Origin of the sequence: [Clostridium] citroniae WAL-17108, from assembly GCF_000233455.1 — a bacterium.
GTDB lineage: Bacteria > Bacillota > Clostridia > Lachnospirales > Lachnospiraceae > Enterocloster > Enterocloster citroniae.
Genome location: NZ_JH376426.1, coordinates 279,088 through 295,963 on the forward strand (window position 1 = coordinate 279,088; position 16,876 = coordinate 295,963).

At 52.2% G+C, this 16,876-nt stretch carries 12 protein-coding genes; 2 read left to right on the forward strand and 10 right to left on the reverse strand.

Features of this window, described 5'->3' with window-relative positions:
* Window positions 1-17: 17 nt before the first annotated feature.
* The 3 genes from HMPREF9469_RS21620 to HMPREF9469_RS21630 are packed head-to-tail and all read right to left on the reverse strand — an operon-like array spanning window position 18 to window position 3,089.
* Complete coding sequence (locus tag HMPREF9469_RS21620; RefSeq protein WP_007866773.1) at window positions 18-1,133, reverse strand: DegT/DnrJ/EryC1/StrS family aminotransferase; 1,116 nt, start codon at window positions 1,131-1,133, stop codon at window positions 18-20.
* 22 nt (window positions 1,134-1,155) lie between these two features.
* Window positions 1,156-2,052: a glycosyltransferase family 2 protein gene (locus tag HMPREF9469_RS21625; protein ID WP_007866775.1), complete on the reverse strand. Its 897-nt coding sequence runs from the start codon at window positions 2,050-2,052 to the stop codon at window positions 1,156-1,158.
* A gap of 14 nt (window positions 2,053-2,066) precedes the next feature.
* Window positions 2,067-3,089, reverse strand: a complete 1,023-nt coding sequence (locus tag HMPREF9469_RS21630) for a glycosyltransferase family 8 protein (RefSeq protein WP_007866778.1) — start codon at window positions 3,087-3,089, stop codon at window positions 2,067-2,069.
* Window positions 3,090-3,250: 161 nt separating this feature from the next.
* Between HMPREF9469_RS21630 and HMPREF9469_RS21635 the strand changes: the two genes are divergently transcribed.
* Window positions 3,251-4,783: a L,D-transpeptidase gene (locus HMPREF9469_RS21635; RefSeq protein ID WP_007866780.1), complete on the forward strand. Its 1,533-nt coding sequence runs from the start codon at window positions 3,251-3,253 to the stop codon at window positions 4,781-4,783.
* A gap of 81 nt (window positions 4,784-4,864) precedes the next feature.
* On the opposite strand, the gene HMPREF9469_RS21640 is transcribed toward HMPREF9469_RS21635, so the two are convergent.
* The 4 genes from HMPREF9469_RS21640 to glf are packed head-to-tail and all read right to left on the reverse strand — an operon-like array spanning window position 4,865 to window position 9,665.
* The gene (locus HMPREF9469_RS21640) at window positions 4,865-6,319 is read right to left on the reverse strand and encodes a lipopolysaccharide biosynthesis protein (protein ID WP_007866783.1); all 1,455 of its coding nucleotides are present in this window, start codon (window positions 6,317-6,319) and stop codon (window positions 4,865-4,867) included.
* A 51-nt stretch (window positions 6,320-6,370) separates the two neighbouring features.
* The gene (locus tag HMPREF9469_RS21645) at window positions 6,371-7,411 is read right to left on the reverse strand and encodes a glycosyltransferase family 2 protein (RefSeq protein ID WP_007866786.1); all 1,041 of its coding nucleotides are present in this window, start codon (window positions 7,409-7,411) and stop codon (window positions 6,371-6,373) included.
* A 4-nt stretch (window positions 7,412-7,415) separates the two neighbouring features.
* Window positions 7,416-8,543, reverse strand: a complete 1,128-nt coding sequence (locus HMPREF9469_RS21650; protein WP_007866789.1) for a glycosyltransferase family 2 protein — start codon at window positions 8,541-8,543, stop codon at window positions 7,416-7,418.
* Between the two features lie 21 nt (window positions 8,544-8,564).
* Window positions 8,565-9,665 (reverse strand): UDP-galactopyranose mutase, encoded by a 1,101-nt coding sequence (glf, locus tag HMPREF9469_RS21655; protein ID WP_007866791.1) that lies wholly within the window; start codon window positions 9,663-9,665, stop codon window positions 8,565-8,567.
* Window positions 9,666-9,914: 249 nt separating this feature from the next.
* On the opposite strand from glf, the gene HMPREF9469_RS21660 reads away from it, so the two are divergent.
* Window positions 9,915-12,122 (forward strand): M13-type metalloendopeptidase, encoded by a 2,208-nt coding sequence (locus tag HMPREF9469_RS21660; protein ID WP_007866795.1) that lies wholly within the window; start codon window positions 9,915-9,917, stop codon window positions 12,120-12,122.
* Between the two features lie 18 nt (window positions 12,123-12,140).
* On the opposite strand, the gene treC is transcribed toward HMPREF9469_RS21660, so the two are convergent.
* From treC to HMPREF9469_RS21675, 3 genes are all read right to left on the reverse strand, one after another.
* Window positions 12,141-13,838 (reverse strand): alpha,alpha-phosphotrehalase, encoded by a 1,698-nt coding sequence (gene treC / locus HMPREF9469_RS21665; protein ID WP_007866798.1) that lies wholly within the window; start codon window positions 13,836-13,838, stop codon window positions 12,141-12,143.
* Window positions 13,839-13,858: 20 nt separating this feature from the next.
* Window positions 13,859-15,781 carry a PTS system trehalose-specific EIIBC component gene (treP, locus tag HMPREF9469_RS21670; RefSeq protein ID WP_007866805.1) on the reverse strand — a complete coding sequence of 641 codons (1,923 nt, stop codon included), beginning with the start codon at window positions 15,779-15,781 and terminating at the stop codon, window positions 13,859-13,861.
* Between the two features lie 195 nt (window positions 15,782-15,976).
* Entirely contained in the window at window positions 15,977-16,792 is an 816-nt protein-coding gene (locus HMPREF9469_RS21675) for an MBL fold metallo-hydrolase (RefSeq protein WP_152649064.1), read from the reverse strand.
* Window positions 16,793-16,876: the final 84 nt, after the last annotated feature.

Below are 16,876 nucleotides of genomic sequence, written 5' to 3' on the forward strand. Positions count from 1 at the left end.
CCTCCGATCCCATCCACCTAAATATCCTTCATGATCCTGCATATCCTGTCCACCTGCTCCAAGGAAAGGCCGGCATACAGCGGCAGGGTCAGCACCCGGTCCGCCATATAAGCTGCAACCGGCGTATCCTCCGGCGAAAACCGGTCCGAATAACACTGGAACCCGTTGGTCAGGGGATAGAAATACTTTCTGGGGAAAATATTGTGCTCAGCCAGACGGTCATACACTTCATTCCTGTCCGCCTTAAACCCGTCAAACACAACCGGAAAATAAGCATAGTTGGGCGTCAGTCCTTCCTTATATGCAGGGAGCTTAAGCCCTGGAACGCCTCCAAGGTTCTCATGGTAGCGCTCCGTCACCATTTTGCGCTTTTCGATCTCGTCATCCAAATGACGCAGATTGCACAGACCCATGGCTGCCTGGAATTCGTTCATCTTGGCATTGCCGCCCACCCAGACCACATGGTCCTGGTCCACAATCCCGTAATTCTTCAGGCAGTTCAGCCTGTGGTCCATCCATTCCTCCGCAAAGGACACCGCGCCTCCCTCAATGGTGTTGAACACCTTGGTGGCATGGAAGCTGAATATACTGGCATCCCCAAACTCAGCCACGCTCTTTCCCTTATACCGCTCCCCAAAGGTATGGGCGGCATCGTAGATCACCTTCAGCCCATGCTTTTTGGCAATGGCGTCTATGCGCTCCACATCACAGATATTCCCGTACACATGGACCGGGATAATGGCCGAGGTCTTGTCCGTGATCAGGGACTCTATCTGCTCCACATCCATGGTATAGTCCAGGGGATTGATATCGCAGAATACCGGTGTAAGCCCATTGCGCACAATGGCATGGGTGGTGGAAGCAAATGTAAACGGCGTGGTGATCACCTCACCGGTGAGATTCAGGGCCTGGATAGCCATCTCCAGCGCCATATGCCCGTTGACAAACAGCACCAGGTTGCTGATTCCCATGTAATCCTTCAGTTCCTGTTCCAGGCGCTTGTGGAAATCTCCCATATTGGTCAGCCAGGCGCTGTCCCATATGGGTTTTATCATTTCAATATATTCTTCATAGGAAGGCATGGAAGATCTTGTTACCAGGATCTTCTCGCCGTTCTCTCTCTGTTGGCTCATGTAACATTTCCTTTCTGCCCCTTTACCACCGCATCCTGCACACAACTGTAAGGAACCACACCTCCGCCAGCACCAGGCCCAGAAGCACACGGGCCGCCGCCATCTGGGCCGGTGTTCCGTGAAGATATTCCCTGTAATAGTAACGTTTGCTCTCATGGAGCAGCTTCTGCTTATCCACGATCCGCTTCACGCTTTTATCTATGGTGGCGGAATGGGCGTGTACGTAGGATGCATCCGTCACCAGAAGGGTCTTTAGGCCCATCTCCTTAAACTTCTGCCCCAGTACCTTTTCTTCATAGTACAGGAACATATGCCTGTCAAATAATTCCTTGATCTCCTGAGGTGTAAGCAGTCCCAGCTTCAGCATAAAAAAAGACCCGGGTACGGCATCCACCAGACGGCAGCCCTCATCTCCACCCTCCTTTAACCGGTAAGCCGGGGTGTTAAGCATGGGCTTAAACAGGCGTCTTGTAATAAGGCCCGTATCCAGCAGATCCTTCCACATGGGCAGCAGTGTCCAGTAAGAAAACAGATCCCCGCCCTCCGGGCTTGTCACCCGGGCCGAGGCCATCACAGCCTCAGGCATCCCATCCAGGGCGAGCTTTACCCGCTCAATACAGCAGGCCCTGACGTGGATGTCAGGATTGGCAATTATAACATACCCGGCCTCCAGGTAGGTGACCGCATAATCTATCCCCGCCTGGTTCCCGCTTCCGTAACCGCCGTTCTCCTCTGTGCGCAGCACATGGACCTTGTCCAGGCCACGGAGCGCCTTAAGCTGCTTCCAGGACCCATCGGTGGAGCAGTTGTCCACCACCACAATACTGTCCAGACAGTCGTATTCCCTTATCTCATCCACCAGACTCATGGTTGTGGAAGCATCATTATAGTTTAATATAATACAGCAAACTTTGTCCATATCCATCCCTGTTCTTAAGATTTTACATAGTAAGATTTTACATGTTTTCTGCGGCTGTCCACCAATTTCATGCCCAGGCAGCGGCTGATCCACAGCCGGAAGGGCGGGCAGATCCAGGTCAGGCGGTTAAATACCCACCACATGTGCATGTACCGCTCCTTTCCCCTCTGCTTTGGGGTATCTTTCCAAGGTGTCTTGGCCAGGTAATATTCATACAGCTTCCTGAAATGGTTGTGGTTGCCCGCGATCCATGGCCTTTCATCCCCCAGATAATGGATGACTGCCGGGGCTTTCCCGGCTTCCCTGTATGCTTCCTCCCCCACTTCCCTGTATGCGCCGCACAGGGAACACAGGGTGGCGTACCTGAAGTACCTGTAATTGGTAAAATAATTGTATTTCACAGGAAGGGTTTTTATTCTTCCTTTCAGCGCGCCGTTGATGGTATCCTGGTCGCAGGCAAAAAGCCTGCCCTGACAGCTTTTGTAGAAATCCAGCAGCCGCCCCAGCACACCCTCCCTGCGCCAGCCTCCAAGGTCCATAAGCAGAACACCTGAGTTGTAATAGGGGTCGTCCTTTTGAAGGCCGATGGACGCCTTCATCTCCTCATAGACCGTGGGTTCCATCACCATGCCCACCAGGCAGTCTCCCAGATCCGTCTCATACAGGGGGCGTATACTCTGGCACACAATGGTATCACAGTCCAGGTACAGGGCCCTTGTTACGGTTTCCGGCAGGACCTGGGGAGCGAACAGCCTTGCCATGGCGCTGATGTCAAATCCCCTGGTGTCAATGTCAAAATTAAACCTGCTTTTAAGATCACCCAGTTCCACCACGTACAGACCCCTGTGAAATCTGTCCGCGATCCCGGAAAGCCGTTCCCGGTATTCCCTGCACATTCCAACGGACAGCACATAGATGTCCATATTCCTTATATTGCGGTTATGATCCATCAGGGAATACAGGGATGCTGCCAGATGTCCGGCGTATCCGTCATTGGATGCATATATGATATTTGCTGTATCTTGGTTCCAATCCATATTATGCCACCTGTTTCTTACATTCTTTGGTCTTTCTAAGGTCATTTTGTTTACAATTTTACAATACCGCCGTTAAAAAGTAAATCACATCTGGAATTTTTACCGTAAATATGATAAATTAGGACATGTATGGTATATATAAAACTTAGGAGGATTTTCCAATGCATAAGTACATGAAACGTACTGCTGCCGCTCTCCTGGCCGGAATCTTTATTCTCGGACAGGCATGTACGGCATTTGCAGCACAGGACGATTCCAATTACGGGCCTGCCTTTGGCACCACGAAACCTGCACAGGTTTCACCTGGCAGCGAACAGGCCCCTGGAGATAATCAAACACAGGCAGCGCCCCAGGAGACGCAGTCTCAGGAGACACAGCCCCAGCAGACCCAGGGCACTCCCACAGAGACCCTTCCGGGAAATGACGCGGCGGCCAATGCACAGGCCGATGCCAATGCAGCGGATGCCCAGGCGGCGGCCGAGCAGGCAGCGGCGGCTGAGGAAGCAGCCATGCAGGCGGCCATCATTGCCAACACGCCTTATCTCCAAATTCAGGTCCTTCGTCCTGACACTACCTGGAGTGAGCCGGTGATCGGCGACACCCCGGTGGCATCAGAGGGCGGCTTCCGCTCCCTGTGCATTTACTTAAACAACATTGTGGGCAATGTCCTGTACAGGACCTACACCAGCGCCCATGGCTGGAGTGAATGGGCCATGAACGGCGACCACACCACGGTGTGGGAGGACGGATCCCTGGTGGAGGCGATCCAGATCCGTTTTACCGGATTTGTGGGCAACACCTTTGATGTGTATTACAGCTCTACCCTCAATGACGGGACCGAACTCAACTGGGCCCGCAACGGCCAGACTGCCGGAACCATGGGCACGGGCAAGGTGATGCAGAGCTTCCGCGTGTCCCTGTGGGGAAAGAATGTGGACGGCGCCACCTACAACACCACCAAGCCGGTGGAAGCAGCTGCTCCGGACGGCATCCAGACCATTGACGGTGCTGTTGTTTACAGCAGCGGCACAGGCGTTCCCTTTACAGGATGGGGATGGAATGACAGGGACAGGTATTATTTTGTCAACAATGTTCCTGTAACTGGATGGCAGTATATTGACGGATACAAGTATTACTTTGACGAGACAGGAAAGGTGGTAACGGATCTGGAGCCGATCCTCGGCGCAACCGGTCCCTTCCTGATCCGGATCAACAAGCAGATGAACACCACCACCGTGTATGTGCAGGACGGCGGAAACGGCTTCATCATTCCCCTTAAGACATTCCTGTGCTCCACCGGTGAGGATACTCCTCTGGGCACGTTCAAGACGCCTGAGAAGTACCGCTGGAGGCTGATGAACAGCGGTGTGTACACCCAGTACGCAACCCGCCTTGGCTCCGGCTTAAGCTTCCTGCTCCACTCCATTATTTACGATTCACCCAATGTGAACACACTGAAGCCCGAGACTTATAACTTCCTGGGCGTGGTACGTTCCGCCGGCTGCATCCGCTATACATCCGGTGATTCCAAGTGGATCTTCGACCACTGCTCTCTGGGCACCACGGTTGAGGTATACAATTCCTCCATCCCCGGCCCATACGACAGGCCTGCCATTGAGCAGCCGATCTCTGCCGACCAGCACTGGGATCCTACGGACCCGGTTGCCGCAGCTGCTTTAAACGCAGGTCAGTAGGTTCATAACAGATACGGGATATGATTATAACAGATTACAGGGCTGTGCCCGGATTTTCACGATCCGGGTCCAGCCCTGTTTTTATGCCTGTGATGATCCCCTTCTTTTGATCATTCCCAGCAGATACATAAAACTTTCCATTTTTAATATCCAGGCCGCGCCCCCGTAGAACAGGGCCCCTGCCACGATCTGCATAACCAGTTTCCCCCATGGGCCGCCGGGCAGTGCAAACTGCAGGAAATATACAAAAATGCACATTACAGCGGAGAGAGCCATGGAAGGCATGATATCCATCCACTGGCTGGATATGCTGTACCCAAGCAACTTCTTGTTGGGCCATGCGTTGATAAAGGTACACAGAAAATCGATCCCCGCCTTGATGGACACCAGGATCACCGGGCTGTACATGGCCCCGATCACAAGTCCCATGATACCGATGGATTTCTTGATGACCTCCAGTTTCAGGAAAATATCGCTGCGCCCCACCGCATTGATGGCCTGAAGGTTGGTGATGTGGATGGGCCAAAAGGAGTATGCGATACACATGATCCGCAGATACGGCACGCAGATCATCCATTTTTCCCCCAACAGGGCCAGCACCATGGTGTCCGCCACCGCAAACAGCCCCAACAGCATTGGCAGGACCAAAAAGGAACTGGTCCTGATCGCCCTGCGCACCATGCTCCTGACCTGGGCAATGTCCCCCTGTCTGGAGGAAAATGCCGGCAGCAGCACTGCCTGGATGGCCGCCCCCAGGTTATTGACAATCAGTTTTGGGAACTGGTCGCCTCTGTTGTAAGCGCCCAGAAGTTCCTCATTGTAGATTTTCCCCATGATCAGGCCGTACAGATTGTTAAACAGCGTATCCAGCAGAGCTGCTAAAAGGAGTTTCCAGCCAAAGGCAAACATGGCCCGAACCCGCCCTATGGCAAACATAAAGCCCGGCTTCCAGCTGACCGTAACAAACAAGGCGGTCATGAGGGCCAGGTAATAAGAGATCTGCTGTCCCACCATGGCCCATACACCGAGTCCCCTGAACGCCATGGTTATGCTCACAGCCCCGGATACCAGGACCGCTGCCATGGTCGCCTTAAACAGGCCCTTAAACTCCATTTTCCTGGAAACATAGGCTGTCTGCACTGAGATGACGGCCCCCGGAAACAGCACCACTGAGAGCACCCTTACAATGGGTACCAGCACATCACTGCGGTAAAATCCTGCAATGGAGGGGGCTGCCATGTACAGCACAACGTACATAGCCGCCGCAATGGCAAGGCTGAAATAAAAAACCGATGAAAAATCCACGTCATCGGAATGGCGCTTCTGCACCAGGGCCGTGCTGAAACCATTTTGCACCACCACATTGGCAATGGTGATAAATATCATGATTATACTTACAAGCCCATATTCCGCCGGGCTCAACAGCCGGGCCAGGATAATGGCGATCACAAACTGAATGCCCTGGGCCCCGCCATTCTCCAATATTTTCCAGAACAATCCGTGCATGACCTTGTTCTTAATCTCCGTATCTGCCAAAGCACAACTTCCTTTCCTTAAGATCCGTACAAAAAAGTGCCTGCCAGAGCATCAGTTGCTCCCCCTGACCATTCTCTGGAGCAGACGGTACAGACCGGGGGCCAGTATCTCAAACCGTATAAAAAACCTGGTCCTGAAGCTGAGTTCCCTGTAATACCTTCTGTATTCCTTACTCATGACCTGATCATAATGCTTTGTATTGACCTGGGTAAGAAAATAGATCCGCGTTGCAGCGCTCACTGCCTGCTCATGGAACCTGCCTCCCGTGGCCCGGTCAAAGGCCTGATACATTTCCCTCATCTGGTCACTGTATCGCTTCTGTTTCCCTTCATAATCCCCCTGTTTCATCAGGTTGGTCCAGGAGCTGGCCACGCCCACCCGGTACACGCACATGGGCTCATCCATATAAAAGGCATCCCCCACCGATGCCATCATCAGCTGCATGGGAATGTCCCCCACCGGACAATCCAGATAATAATCAGGCAGTTTCTTGACGATCCAGGCCGGAAACACCAGGGAGGCCGTGGGATAACCTGAGGTCTTATCCACGATCTCCTCCGGCTCCACCCTCCGGCTCTCCCCATAGGGGCGCATCAAACCTTCTGTCTTAGAACCGTCCACGCTGATGATCTTTGCGCTGTGAAAACAAAGGGAACAATGGGGATGCTCCTTCAGGTAATCCACCTGCTTCTGAAGCTTATGGGGATCCGTCCAGTAATCATCGCCCTCACACATGGCAATGTATGTTCCCCGGGCTCTTGGGAAATTAAATATACTGATATTGGATATTCCCTTTGAATACTGGTTTTCCTCTCTCAGGATAGGCTTTATGATATGGGGATATCGCTCCGTGTACTCCCGGATGATATCCGCCGTGCCGTCAGTGGACGCATCATCATGAATCAGGATCTCGTAGGTAAAGTCCACCTCCTGCATGAGAAACCCGTCCAGGGCGCTCCTTATATACGAAGCATGGTTAAATGTGATACAGCAAATACTCACAGTGGGGCTGTCCCACAGCTCCCCGCCCTGCAGCGGATCCGCCTGATCCGCCGGTCCTCTGTGCACATTTTCCTTTATTCGCTCATCCATTTTCTCAGTCTCCAATCAACAGCATCTGTCCCAGGGTACGCAGGACAGTATTTTTCGTAAAACCATACCTGAGTATGAGGAACATCTTGCCCGGCCTGCTCCTGCCCGGCAGGCCCGCAAACGCGGCCAGGATCTTCCTCTGCCCCGGGCTCAGCTCCTCCCCAAACAGCTCCAGCAGGCTCTCGGCCTGGCCGAACATCCGCCTGTAATTCTCCCTGGCCGCGCTCCCGTCCTTCAGGCGATTTTCCATTCCCGCCAGGTTATCACCCTTTTCCGCCCCCAGGGTGTTTGTCCCATGCTGGCGGTAAAGGTAAAGAGGCCGGTCCACACATCCCACGCATCCAAAACAGCTGGCAAGCAGCGCCAGCCAGGCATCATGCATCAGGCAGATTCTGGGGGTATGCTCCAGGTAGGGAAGCAGATAACGGTTGATCATGACCGCTCCGCCTGTCACATTGTTCTGGACCAGCAACTGGGAAAGCCGGGTGCGCTCCGGGGATATTTTCTGATACCTGAAAAAGCTGGGGGCGATTTCCCTCAGATCCTCATCCACCACTTTCAGGTCGGAGTGGACCAGGATCGGAGGCGTGGGACCGGGTTCTTTGGCATTTGTTCCAGCATTTGTTCCGGGCTCGGCCCCGGCATTTGTTCCACTACCCGGCTCGGCCCCTGCCGCATTCCCATTTCTTTCCATCTGTTTCATCTTCCCAAGAAGGATCTCCGCCTTTTCAGGCAGCCACACATCATCTTGGTCGCTGAGCATAAAATACCCTGCGCCGGCAGCCTCCCTTAACCGGAGACAAGTCTCCTCCCCCAGGTCATAGATCCCGTTCCAGGCCTCCATGCCCCGGCCTGAGGCCAGGTCCGCCATCAGCTTCAGCATGGCAAGAAAATGGGCCGCCGCACCGCCCGATCTAATTTTCCGGTGAAGGACGATCACCTGGTCTCCATGCTCCGCCCCATACCGGTCCAGAAGTTTGTCTGTGCCGTCTGAGGAACAGTCATCAGATACCACAAGAAGGATTCCTCCCTGGCTCTGGGCCAGGATGGAATCCATCTGCTCTTTAATATATTCCCTGCCATTGTATGCGGCTGCCAAAACTGTTATAAGATGGTCTGTGCCCTGGCTCATACCTGTATCACCCAAAAATCATCACCCAAATATTTCCTCTGCCCGCCTCATGGCTGACTCAATTACCTTGTCCATGTCATAATACTTATATTCTCCCAGACGGCCGCCAAACCATACATGTTCCTCCGCCTTTGCCAGCTGCTCATAGCGGCAGAACAGTTCCTGGTTTTTCTGGTCATTGACCGGATAATAGGGCTCCATCCCCTCCTGCCAGCTCACCGGATATTCCCTGGTTATAACAGTCTTTGGCTGGCTTCCGAACTCAAAGTGCTTGTGCTCGATCACCCTGGTATACGGTGTCTCCCTGTCTGTATAGTTGACAACAGCCACGCCCTGGTGGTTCTCCTCCTCCAGGACCTGGGATTCAAATCTCAGGCTGCGGTATTCCAGTTTCCCGAACCGGTAACCATAAAACGCGTCAATGGTTCCCGTATAGACTACGGTTTCGCCCAGACTGTCGTAATGCTCCCTGTTCTCCAGGTAATCCACTCCCGTCTCTATGTCACAGCCCTCGAACAGCTTTTCCATGATCACGTTATATCCGCCTATGGGGATTCCCTGGTACAGGTCATTAAAATAATTGTTGTCATAGGTATACCGCACAGGAATGCGCTTGATGATAAAGGCCGGAAGCTCCCTGCAGTCCCTGCCCCACTGTTTTTCCGTATACCCCTTGATCAGTTTTTCGTACAGTTCCCGTCCAACCAGGCTGATCGCCTGCTCCTCCAGGTTCCTGGGCTCTTCTTTTATCTCAGCCCTCTGCTTCTCAATGACGGCCTTTGCCTCATCCGGCGTGGAAATGCCCCACATCTTGCTGAATGTATTCATATTAAAGGGCATGTTATACATCTCCCCCTTAAAATTAGCCACCGGGCTGTTGGTATAGCGGTTAAACTCCGCAAGGCTGTTCACAAACTCCCACACCTTTTTATTGCTGGTATGGAATATATGGGCGCCATACTTATGAACATGGATTCCCTCCACATCCTCACAATATATATTTCCCCCAATATGGTCCCGTTTCTCCAGAACCAGGCATGTCTTTTTGTTCTTTCTTGCATACCAGGCAAATACTCCTGCGTATAGCCCGCTGCCAACCAACACATAATCATAATGTTTCATTCCGGATCTCTCCTCCTCGTTATGAGCACTTGGAGACCGTATTTTGGTCTCCTACGTGCGATACATGTCACTGGCACTTAGTGAGGTTTCCCACGAACTTAGTGCAGTGGCTCGTTATGAGCACTTAGAGACCGTATTTTGGTCTCCTACGTGCGATACATCTAAGCGTTTATTTGCTTTCACAATTGTACTATGTTTTTACGGAAATGTAAATGAGGTTTGGGATTCGTACAGAAAGGAGACATTTTAATGAAAAAAAGAAATCATTCCTCTGTCTGGACCGCGGTCGCGGTCGCCATGGCCCTGGCTGTCATCAGCTATTACCCTGAAAACCACGGGGGATCCGGTCCTTCCCATGGGGAAAAAGCCCCGGACTCTTCCCCTGACTTCCCTGCACATGACGCTTCCACCCCGGACTCCTCCACCCCGGACTCCTCCGCCCCGGACTCCATCCGCGCCTCAGAAGCAGCCGCACCGCCCAGGGCCAGTACGGTCCCGTCTTACGCTGATGATTTTTACAGCGCGGTAAACCGCCGGACTCTGGAGGAGTGGACGATTCCGGCAGACCAGCCTGAGATAAGCTGGTTCCGGGTATCCCGGGAGGACAGTTATGAAAAGGTCAACAAAATCATCCAACAGGTTTCCTCCCTGGAATCCCCCCTGGAGAATACCCGGGAGAACGCCCGGGAAGGCGCCTTGGGGAATAGTCAGGAACGTCCCCGGGAAAGCAGGGATATGTATAATATCCGTGCCCTGAACCTGACCGGACTGGATAAGGAAGCCAGGGACAAGGGAGGTTACGGCCAGGCGGCCGGAGCATTTCTTAAGGAGGTGGACGGAGCCGGGACACTGGACCAGCTGTTAAGATCCTGCCTCCAGTTCCACAAGGATTACGGATATTACAGCCTGATAGGAATTGAGTATGAAGGGGACAGCCAGGACTCCTCGGTCAAAGCAGCCTACGTGTGCCCGCCGGACAAGGGGCTTACAAGGGAAATATGGTTTTCAGAGGATGACTCCAACAAGAAACGTGTGGAGGAATATATAAAATATCTCACCACACTCCAGGAAATAAACGGAGCAAGTCATCAGGAGGCAGTGGAAACCGTGGCGCAGGTGACTGCAATGATGAAGGATCTGGCATCCTCGTCCCTGACTATACAGGAGGCCTATGATTCGTCTAAGACCTACAATGTGTATACAGCAAAGGATGCGGCTGCTATTTATTCCGGCGCACTTCCCTTTTCCCTCCTGGAAGATGTCTACGGCGTTCAGCAGACTGAAAAAACCATCATACCGGAGCCCGACCTGTGCCGTAAGTTGGGCCAATACCTTTCAGAGGAACATCTTCCTCTCTTGAAACGTTATGTAAAGACATGCCTGTATTCGGACCTGTCCCGGATCGCAGGCACAAAGTCCCTGGATGCGGCCCAGGTATATGAGACATCCGCCAACGGCATTGAACAGAAAAAATCATTTGACAGGACCGTATCCGAATCCGTCCAGCAGTTTTTGGGATATCAGTGCGGCAGGATATACTGCCAAAACTATTTTGACGAGAGTGCCAAACAGGATGTGACCGCTATGATCCAAAAAATCATAAGGGTATATGACCAGCGGCTTGCATCAATGGACTGGATGAGCGGGTCCACACGGCAGGAAGCCCGGAAAAAGCTGGCTAACCTGACCATAAAGGTGGGCTATCCGGATCAATGGCCCCAGGACAGATATGAACTGGAATTAACTCCCCCCGATCAGGGCGGGCTCTATATAGATAATATCCTGTCCCTAAAAAAAGCGGAACAGGATTTCAGGTTTGAGACCAGACACGATCCCGTGGACAGAGGCGAATGGGGGATGACTCCCCAGACCGTCAATGCCTATTATAACCCCGGGAACAATGAAATCGTATTCCCGGCAGCCATCCTGCAGGCCCCCTTCTACTCTGCCAATGGGAATCCGGTGGCCAATCTCGGCGGCATCGGAACCGTGATCGGGCACGAGATCACCCATGCCTTTGACACTACCGGCTCCCAGTATGATGAAAAGGGAAACCTGCGGGACTGGTGGACTGATGAGGACCGACAGCATTTTAAGGAGCTGGGCCAAAAAGTCATAGATTACTACAGCTTGATGGAGGTCAATGGGATACCGGTCAACGGCAGTCTCAGCGCCACGGAAAACATTGCTGATCTCGGGGCTGTCTCCTGCCTGACGGAGATTGCCAAAAAGGAAGGCTATGACCTGAAAGAGCTATACAAAGCCTACGCCTCTGTGTGGGCCAGCAAATACAGGGATGAATACCTGTCCTATATCATGTCCAATGATGTCCATGCCCCCGGGATCATACGTGTCAATGGGGTTCTGTCCGCAACCGATGGCTTCTATACTGCCTTTGACATAAAAGAGGGGGACGGCATGTATCGGAAGCCGGAAGACCGGCCTAAAATATGGTAGGGACAGACGGATTTACCGTTACCCGCACGAACTGTCTCCTCCTGTCCTGTTCCGTATATACACCCGGCTTTCATAGGGACGCAGACTCCTTAACCAGGATTTCCCCACACCATCATCTCCTAACCCGGCTCCATCCTCATCCTCATAATTTCCAATGAGCAGCTTCCACCCCCACAGGCCAAAGGGCTCAGGAAGCGCAGCAGCCGTACTCCCCATATTATTCCAGACCATCAGCTCATTTTCCTCATCACTTCGCCTGTATGCCAGGATCCGGGGATGGCTGCGGTGAAGGAACTCAATGTCCCCTTCCTGGATCACACCATATTCTTTTCTCAGGGATATGAGGCGCTTATAATAATGGAAAATGGAATCAGGATCCTTTTTTTCATCCTCCACATTGATATAAGTATGGTTCTCAGGTATCCCGATCCATGGCCGGGCATCGGAAAAACCGGCATACCGGCTGCCGTCCCACTGCATGGGGGTGCGGCTGTTATCCCTGGAGCGGTTCTGGATGACGTAAAGCGCCTCCTTGGCAGTGCAGCCCTGTTCCTGGAGGATCTGATAATAGTTGGTGCTTTCCACATCCCTGTACTGGGAAATGCTTTCAAAGCAGGGATTGGTCATTCCCAGCTCCTCCCCCTGGTACACATAGGGCGTTCCGCGGAACATATGGATCACGGTTGCCAGCATTTTGCCGGATTCCTTCCAGTAACGCCTGTCATCCCCAAAGCGGGAGATGGCCCTGGGCTGGTCATGATTGCACCAGAATACCGCATTCCACCCGCCTCCTTTTGCCATATCCTCCTGCCATACCATAAACAGACGCTTCAGTTCCGCCATATCAGGCTCCATCAACTTCCATTTATCACCACCTCTGTAATCCACTTTCAGGTGATGGAAATTAAAACACATGGAAAGCTCTCTGTTTTCCGGGCAGCTGTAACGGATGCAGTTGTCCAGAGAAGTGGAGGACATTTCCCCCACCGTGACCATAGCATCAATCCCCGTGTTTCTTGTAAGTTCCTGAAGGTATTCATGGACATGGGGACCATCGGTATAAAAGCGGCGTCCATCTCCCTCATAGTCATCCTCCAGCAGTGGAGGCTTGGATATCAGGTTCACTACATCAAACCGGAATCCCCTGACTCCCTTTTCCTTCCAGAAAAGGACCACCTTCTCAAGCTCCCTGCGCACCTTTGGATTATCCCAGTTCAGGTCGGCCTGTGTTACATCAAAGAGGTGGAGGTACCATTTCTTCAGATGGGGCACATATTCCCATGCACTGCCTCCAAATTTGGACTGCCAGTTGGTGGGAGGGTTCTCCGGCTCCCCGTCCCGGAATATATAATAGTCCATATAAGCCGGGTCCCCCTCCAGGGCCTTCTTAAACCAGGCATGTTCCGTGGATGTATGGTTAAATACCATATCAAACATACAGCCGATCTCCCGCTTTCCGGCCTGGGCGATCAGTTCCTCCACATCCTCCATGGTGCCGAACATAGGATCCACGGACAGATAGTCCGCCACATCATATCCATTGTCATTCTGGGGGGATTTGAAAAAGGGTGTAAGCCATATATAATCAATTCCCAGCTCCCTGAGATAATCCAGACGCCGGATCACTCCCCTTATATCACCCTGCCCGCTTCCGCTGGAATCCTGAAATGATCTTGTATATATCTGATAGATGGTACTGCTCTTAAAATCCCGCATTATGATCCTCCTTTATTGTCTCACTTAAGCACTGCCACCGCATCGGCCCCCGCGCTGGCGAGGAAACCGAATTTCCATTCTATGCTGGCCGTATTTCCCGGGTTGGTCACAACCATAATAACCATATCGGGGTGGCCCGCCTTGCGGATCCGTTCCCTGCTGAAGCGGATCAGCTGATCTCCCGCATTCACCCGGTCCCCCGGTTTAACCAGGGCCTCAAACCCTTCCCCATTCATGTCCACTGTATCCAGACCAATATGGAGCAGCACCTCCATTCCATTATCCAGTACCAGACCGCAGGCATGAAGGCTTCCATCCATGACCACTGCAACCGTACCGTTTGCCGGCGCTCTCAGCACTTCATCCTCAGGTTCAATGGCAATGCCGTCCCCCAGGGCTTTGGATGCGAACACCTGGTCCGGCACCTCCTCCATGGGAATGACCCGGCCGGAAACATATGCTGTCAGCTGTTCTACAGCCACATCCCCTGTCCGTTCCTCCCTTTCGCCGTCAGACTTTCCCTCTGTTCCAATTCCCCTGCGCTTTCCAATAATAAATGTCAGACCAAAGGGAATTACGATCACTACGGCCATTGCAATTACAAAGATCCCCATGTATTGAGGCTGTATGGACAGGATTCCGGGAATACCGCCCACTCCGATGGCATTAGCCTTTACACCGGACATTACGGAAAGCGCTGCCGCCACCGCGGATCCGGCCATACCGCAGATAAAGGGGAATCCATACTTTAAGTTCACGCCAAACATGGCCGGCTCCGTAACGCCCAGATAACAGGAGATGCAGGCCGGTACAGATACTTCCTTTGCCTTTGCATCCCTTTTTTGCAGGCAGATCATAGCCAGAACCGCGGAGCCCTGGGCAATATTGGAAAGGGCGATCATAGGCCACAGGGTGGTTCCCCCAAAATCAGCGATCAGCTGCAGATCGATCGCATTGCTCATATGGTGAAGGCCGGTGATGACAAGGGGCGCATAAAAGAATCCGAACACTGCCGCAAACACTCCTTTAAAGGAGGATGTAAGGCCTGCATTCACCAGGTCTGAGATCACGGCTCCCGCCTTCCAGCCAATGGGTCCCAGGATTCCATGGGCCACGATCACGGATAAGATCAGGGAACAGAAGGGAACCACGATCATGGATATCACGGACGGACAGATCTTTCGGAAAAACCGCTCCAGATAGACCAGTGTAAATCCTGCCAGCACTGCGGGCAGCACCTGTGCCTGATATCCGATCATATCCACCTGCATGAACCCAAAATTCCACTTGGGTATCTCAGCCGCGGCCGTTGAAGCCACACTGTAGGCATTAAGAAGCTGGGGCGAGACCAGTGTAATGCCCAGCACGATCCCCAGTGCCTGGGTAGTCCCCATCTTCTTTGTGATAGACCATACAATACATACAGGCAGGAAATGGAACACAGCCTCGCCGATCAGCCACAGAAAGCTGTTCATGCCTGCCCAGAACACGGATACCTGGGTCAAGGTCTTGGTCCCCCCGTCAAACAGGGCGATCTCCCCAATGATATTGCGGAAGCCCAGGATCAGACCTCCCACTATGATAGCCGGGATCAGGGGGGCAAATATCTCCGCCAGGCTGCTCATGATCCTCTGAAGCATGTTCTGGTTCTGTTTGGCCGCCTTTTTCACCGCATCCTTGGACACGCCTTCAATCCCTGCCACTGCCACAAAATCATTGTAAAATGTACTCACTTCATTGCCGATAATAACCTGGAACTGTCCCGCCTGTGTAAATGTGCCCTTGGCGGACGCCAGGGATTCAATGGCCCCTGTATCTGCCTTGGACGGATCATTGAGCACAAACCGCATCCGTGTAACACAGTGGGAAACAGCCGCTATATTCTCCCGTCCTCCCACATACTCCAACAGCTTCTTAGAATCCTCGGTAAATCTCCCTGCCATAATTACCTCCTCAGACTGAAACATCTCACTTTAACCTGTTTCTTTGCGATCATCTGTTCATTTTAAACTGCCTCTTAGCACATCATCGCCCGCACTTGTTTAGACAAGTATTTTATGATATGATTATATCTTGTTTAAACAAGTTTGTCAAGAGCAAAAATAAAACTCCCACAATAAATGTGAGAGTTTCCAGTATTAAACTTTTTCCACAATCAATCGCTGTCCCAATTTCATGATTTCATATTTGCGCCCCGGATACAGTTCTTCCATATAAAAGGCAAATAAAAGCGGATTCTCTGTGTTTCCCTCAACCATATCATAGTGAAGGGGCACCACTAAGTCAACCCCGGCCTCTGCTGCCAGATAGGCGGCATCCCGGCCATCCATATTTCCTACGATCCCTCTGCCGCGTCTCTCTAAATCCGTGCCATTGACAGGAAGGAAAGCGGCGGTGATCGGCCCTTTGTTTTTGATATCTGTGAGAAGCCTTTCTGTTAACATAGTATCCCCGGAATGATATATCCTAATACCACCCAAGTCCAGGAAATAGCCAAGATAACACTGGTTGCCTGACGTATCCGTCTCATAGGATTCATGGGCTGCCCCCACTGGAAGAAGCTGGATCTCCTCTGTTAACGATACAGGCTCAAACTCCTTTGCCCCCACAATTGCATGTTCAGGAATCCCGGAGCACTCCAGCACTTTTGTCACCGGATAAGGGACCACTACCCTCATATGCCTGTTATTTTCCCACATAGGTTTCAGTGTGTCTGCATTCATGTGGTCCGCATGGTTATGGGAACAGATGACCCAATCCACCCGATCCACCATTTGGCCGGTGTACGGCGGAGGATAAAGCCTCCTGCTGATTCCATCCGGCCTGAACAGATCATTCAGGACCGGATCAATATATATAATTGTTCCCTTCCATTTAATAACCAGACCCATCTGTCCAATATACCATATGGCCGCCATATGATCGGGATATTCTGTCTCTTTGATCTGATCCAACAGCTTTCTCCCTGAAAGATACCACTTATTTCCCACAATGTTCCTTTCCACACAGTTCAGGGGAGCCGGTCTTTCCGCTGCTCC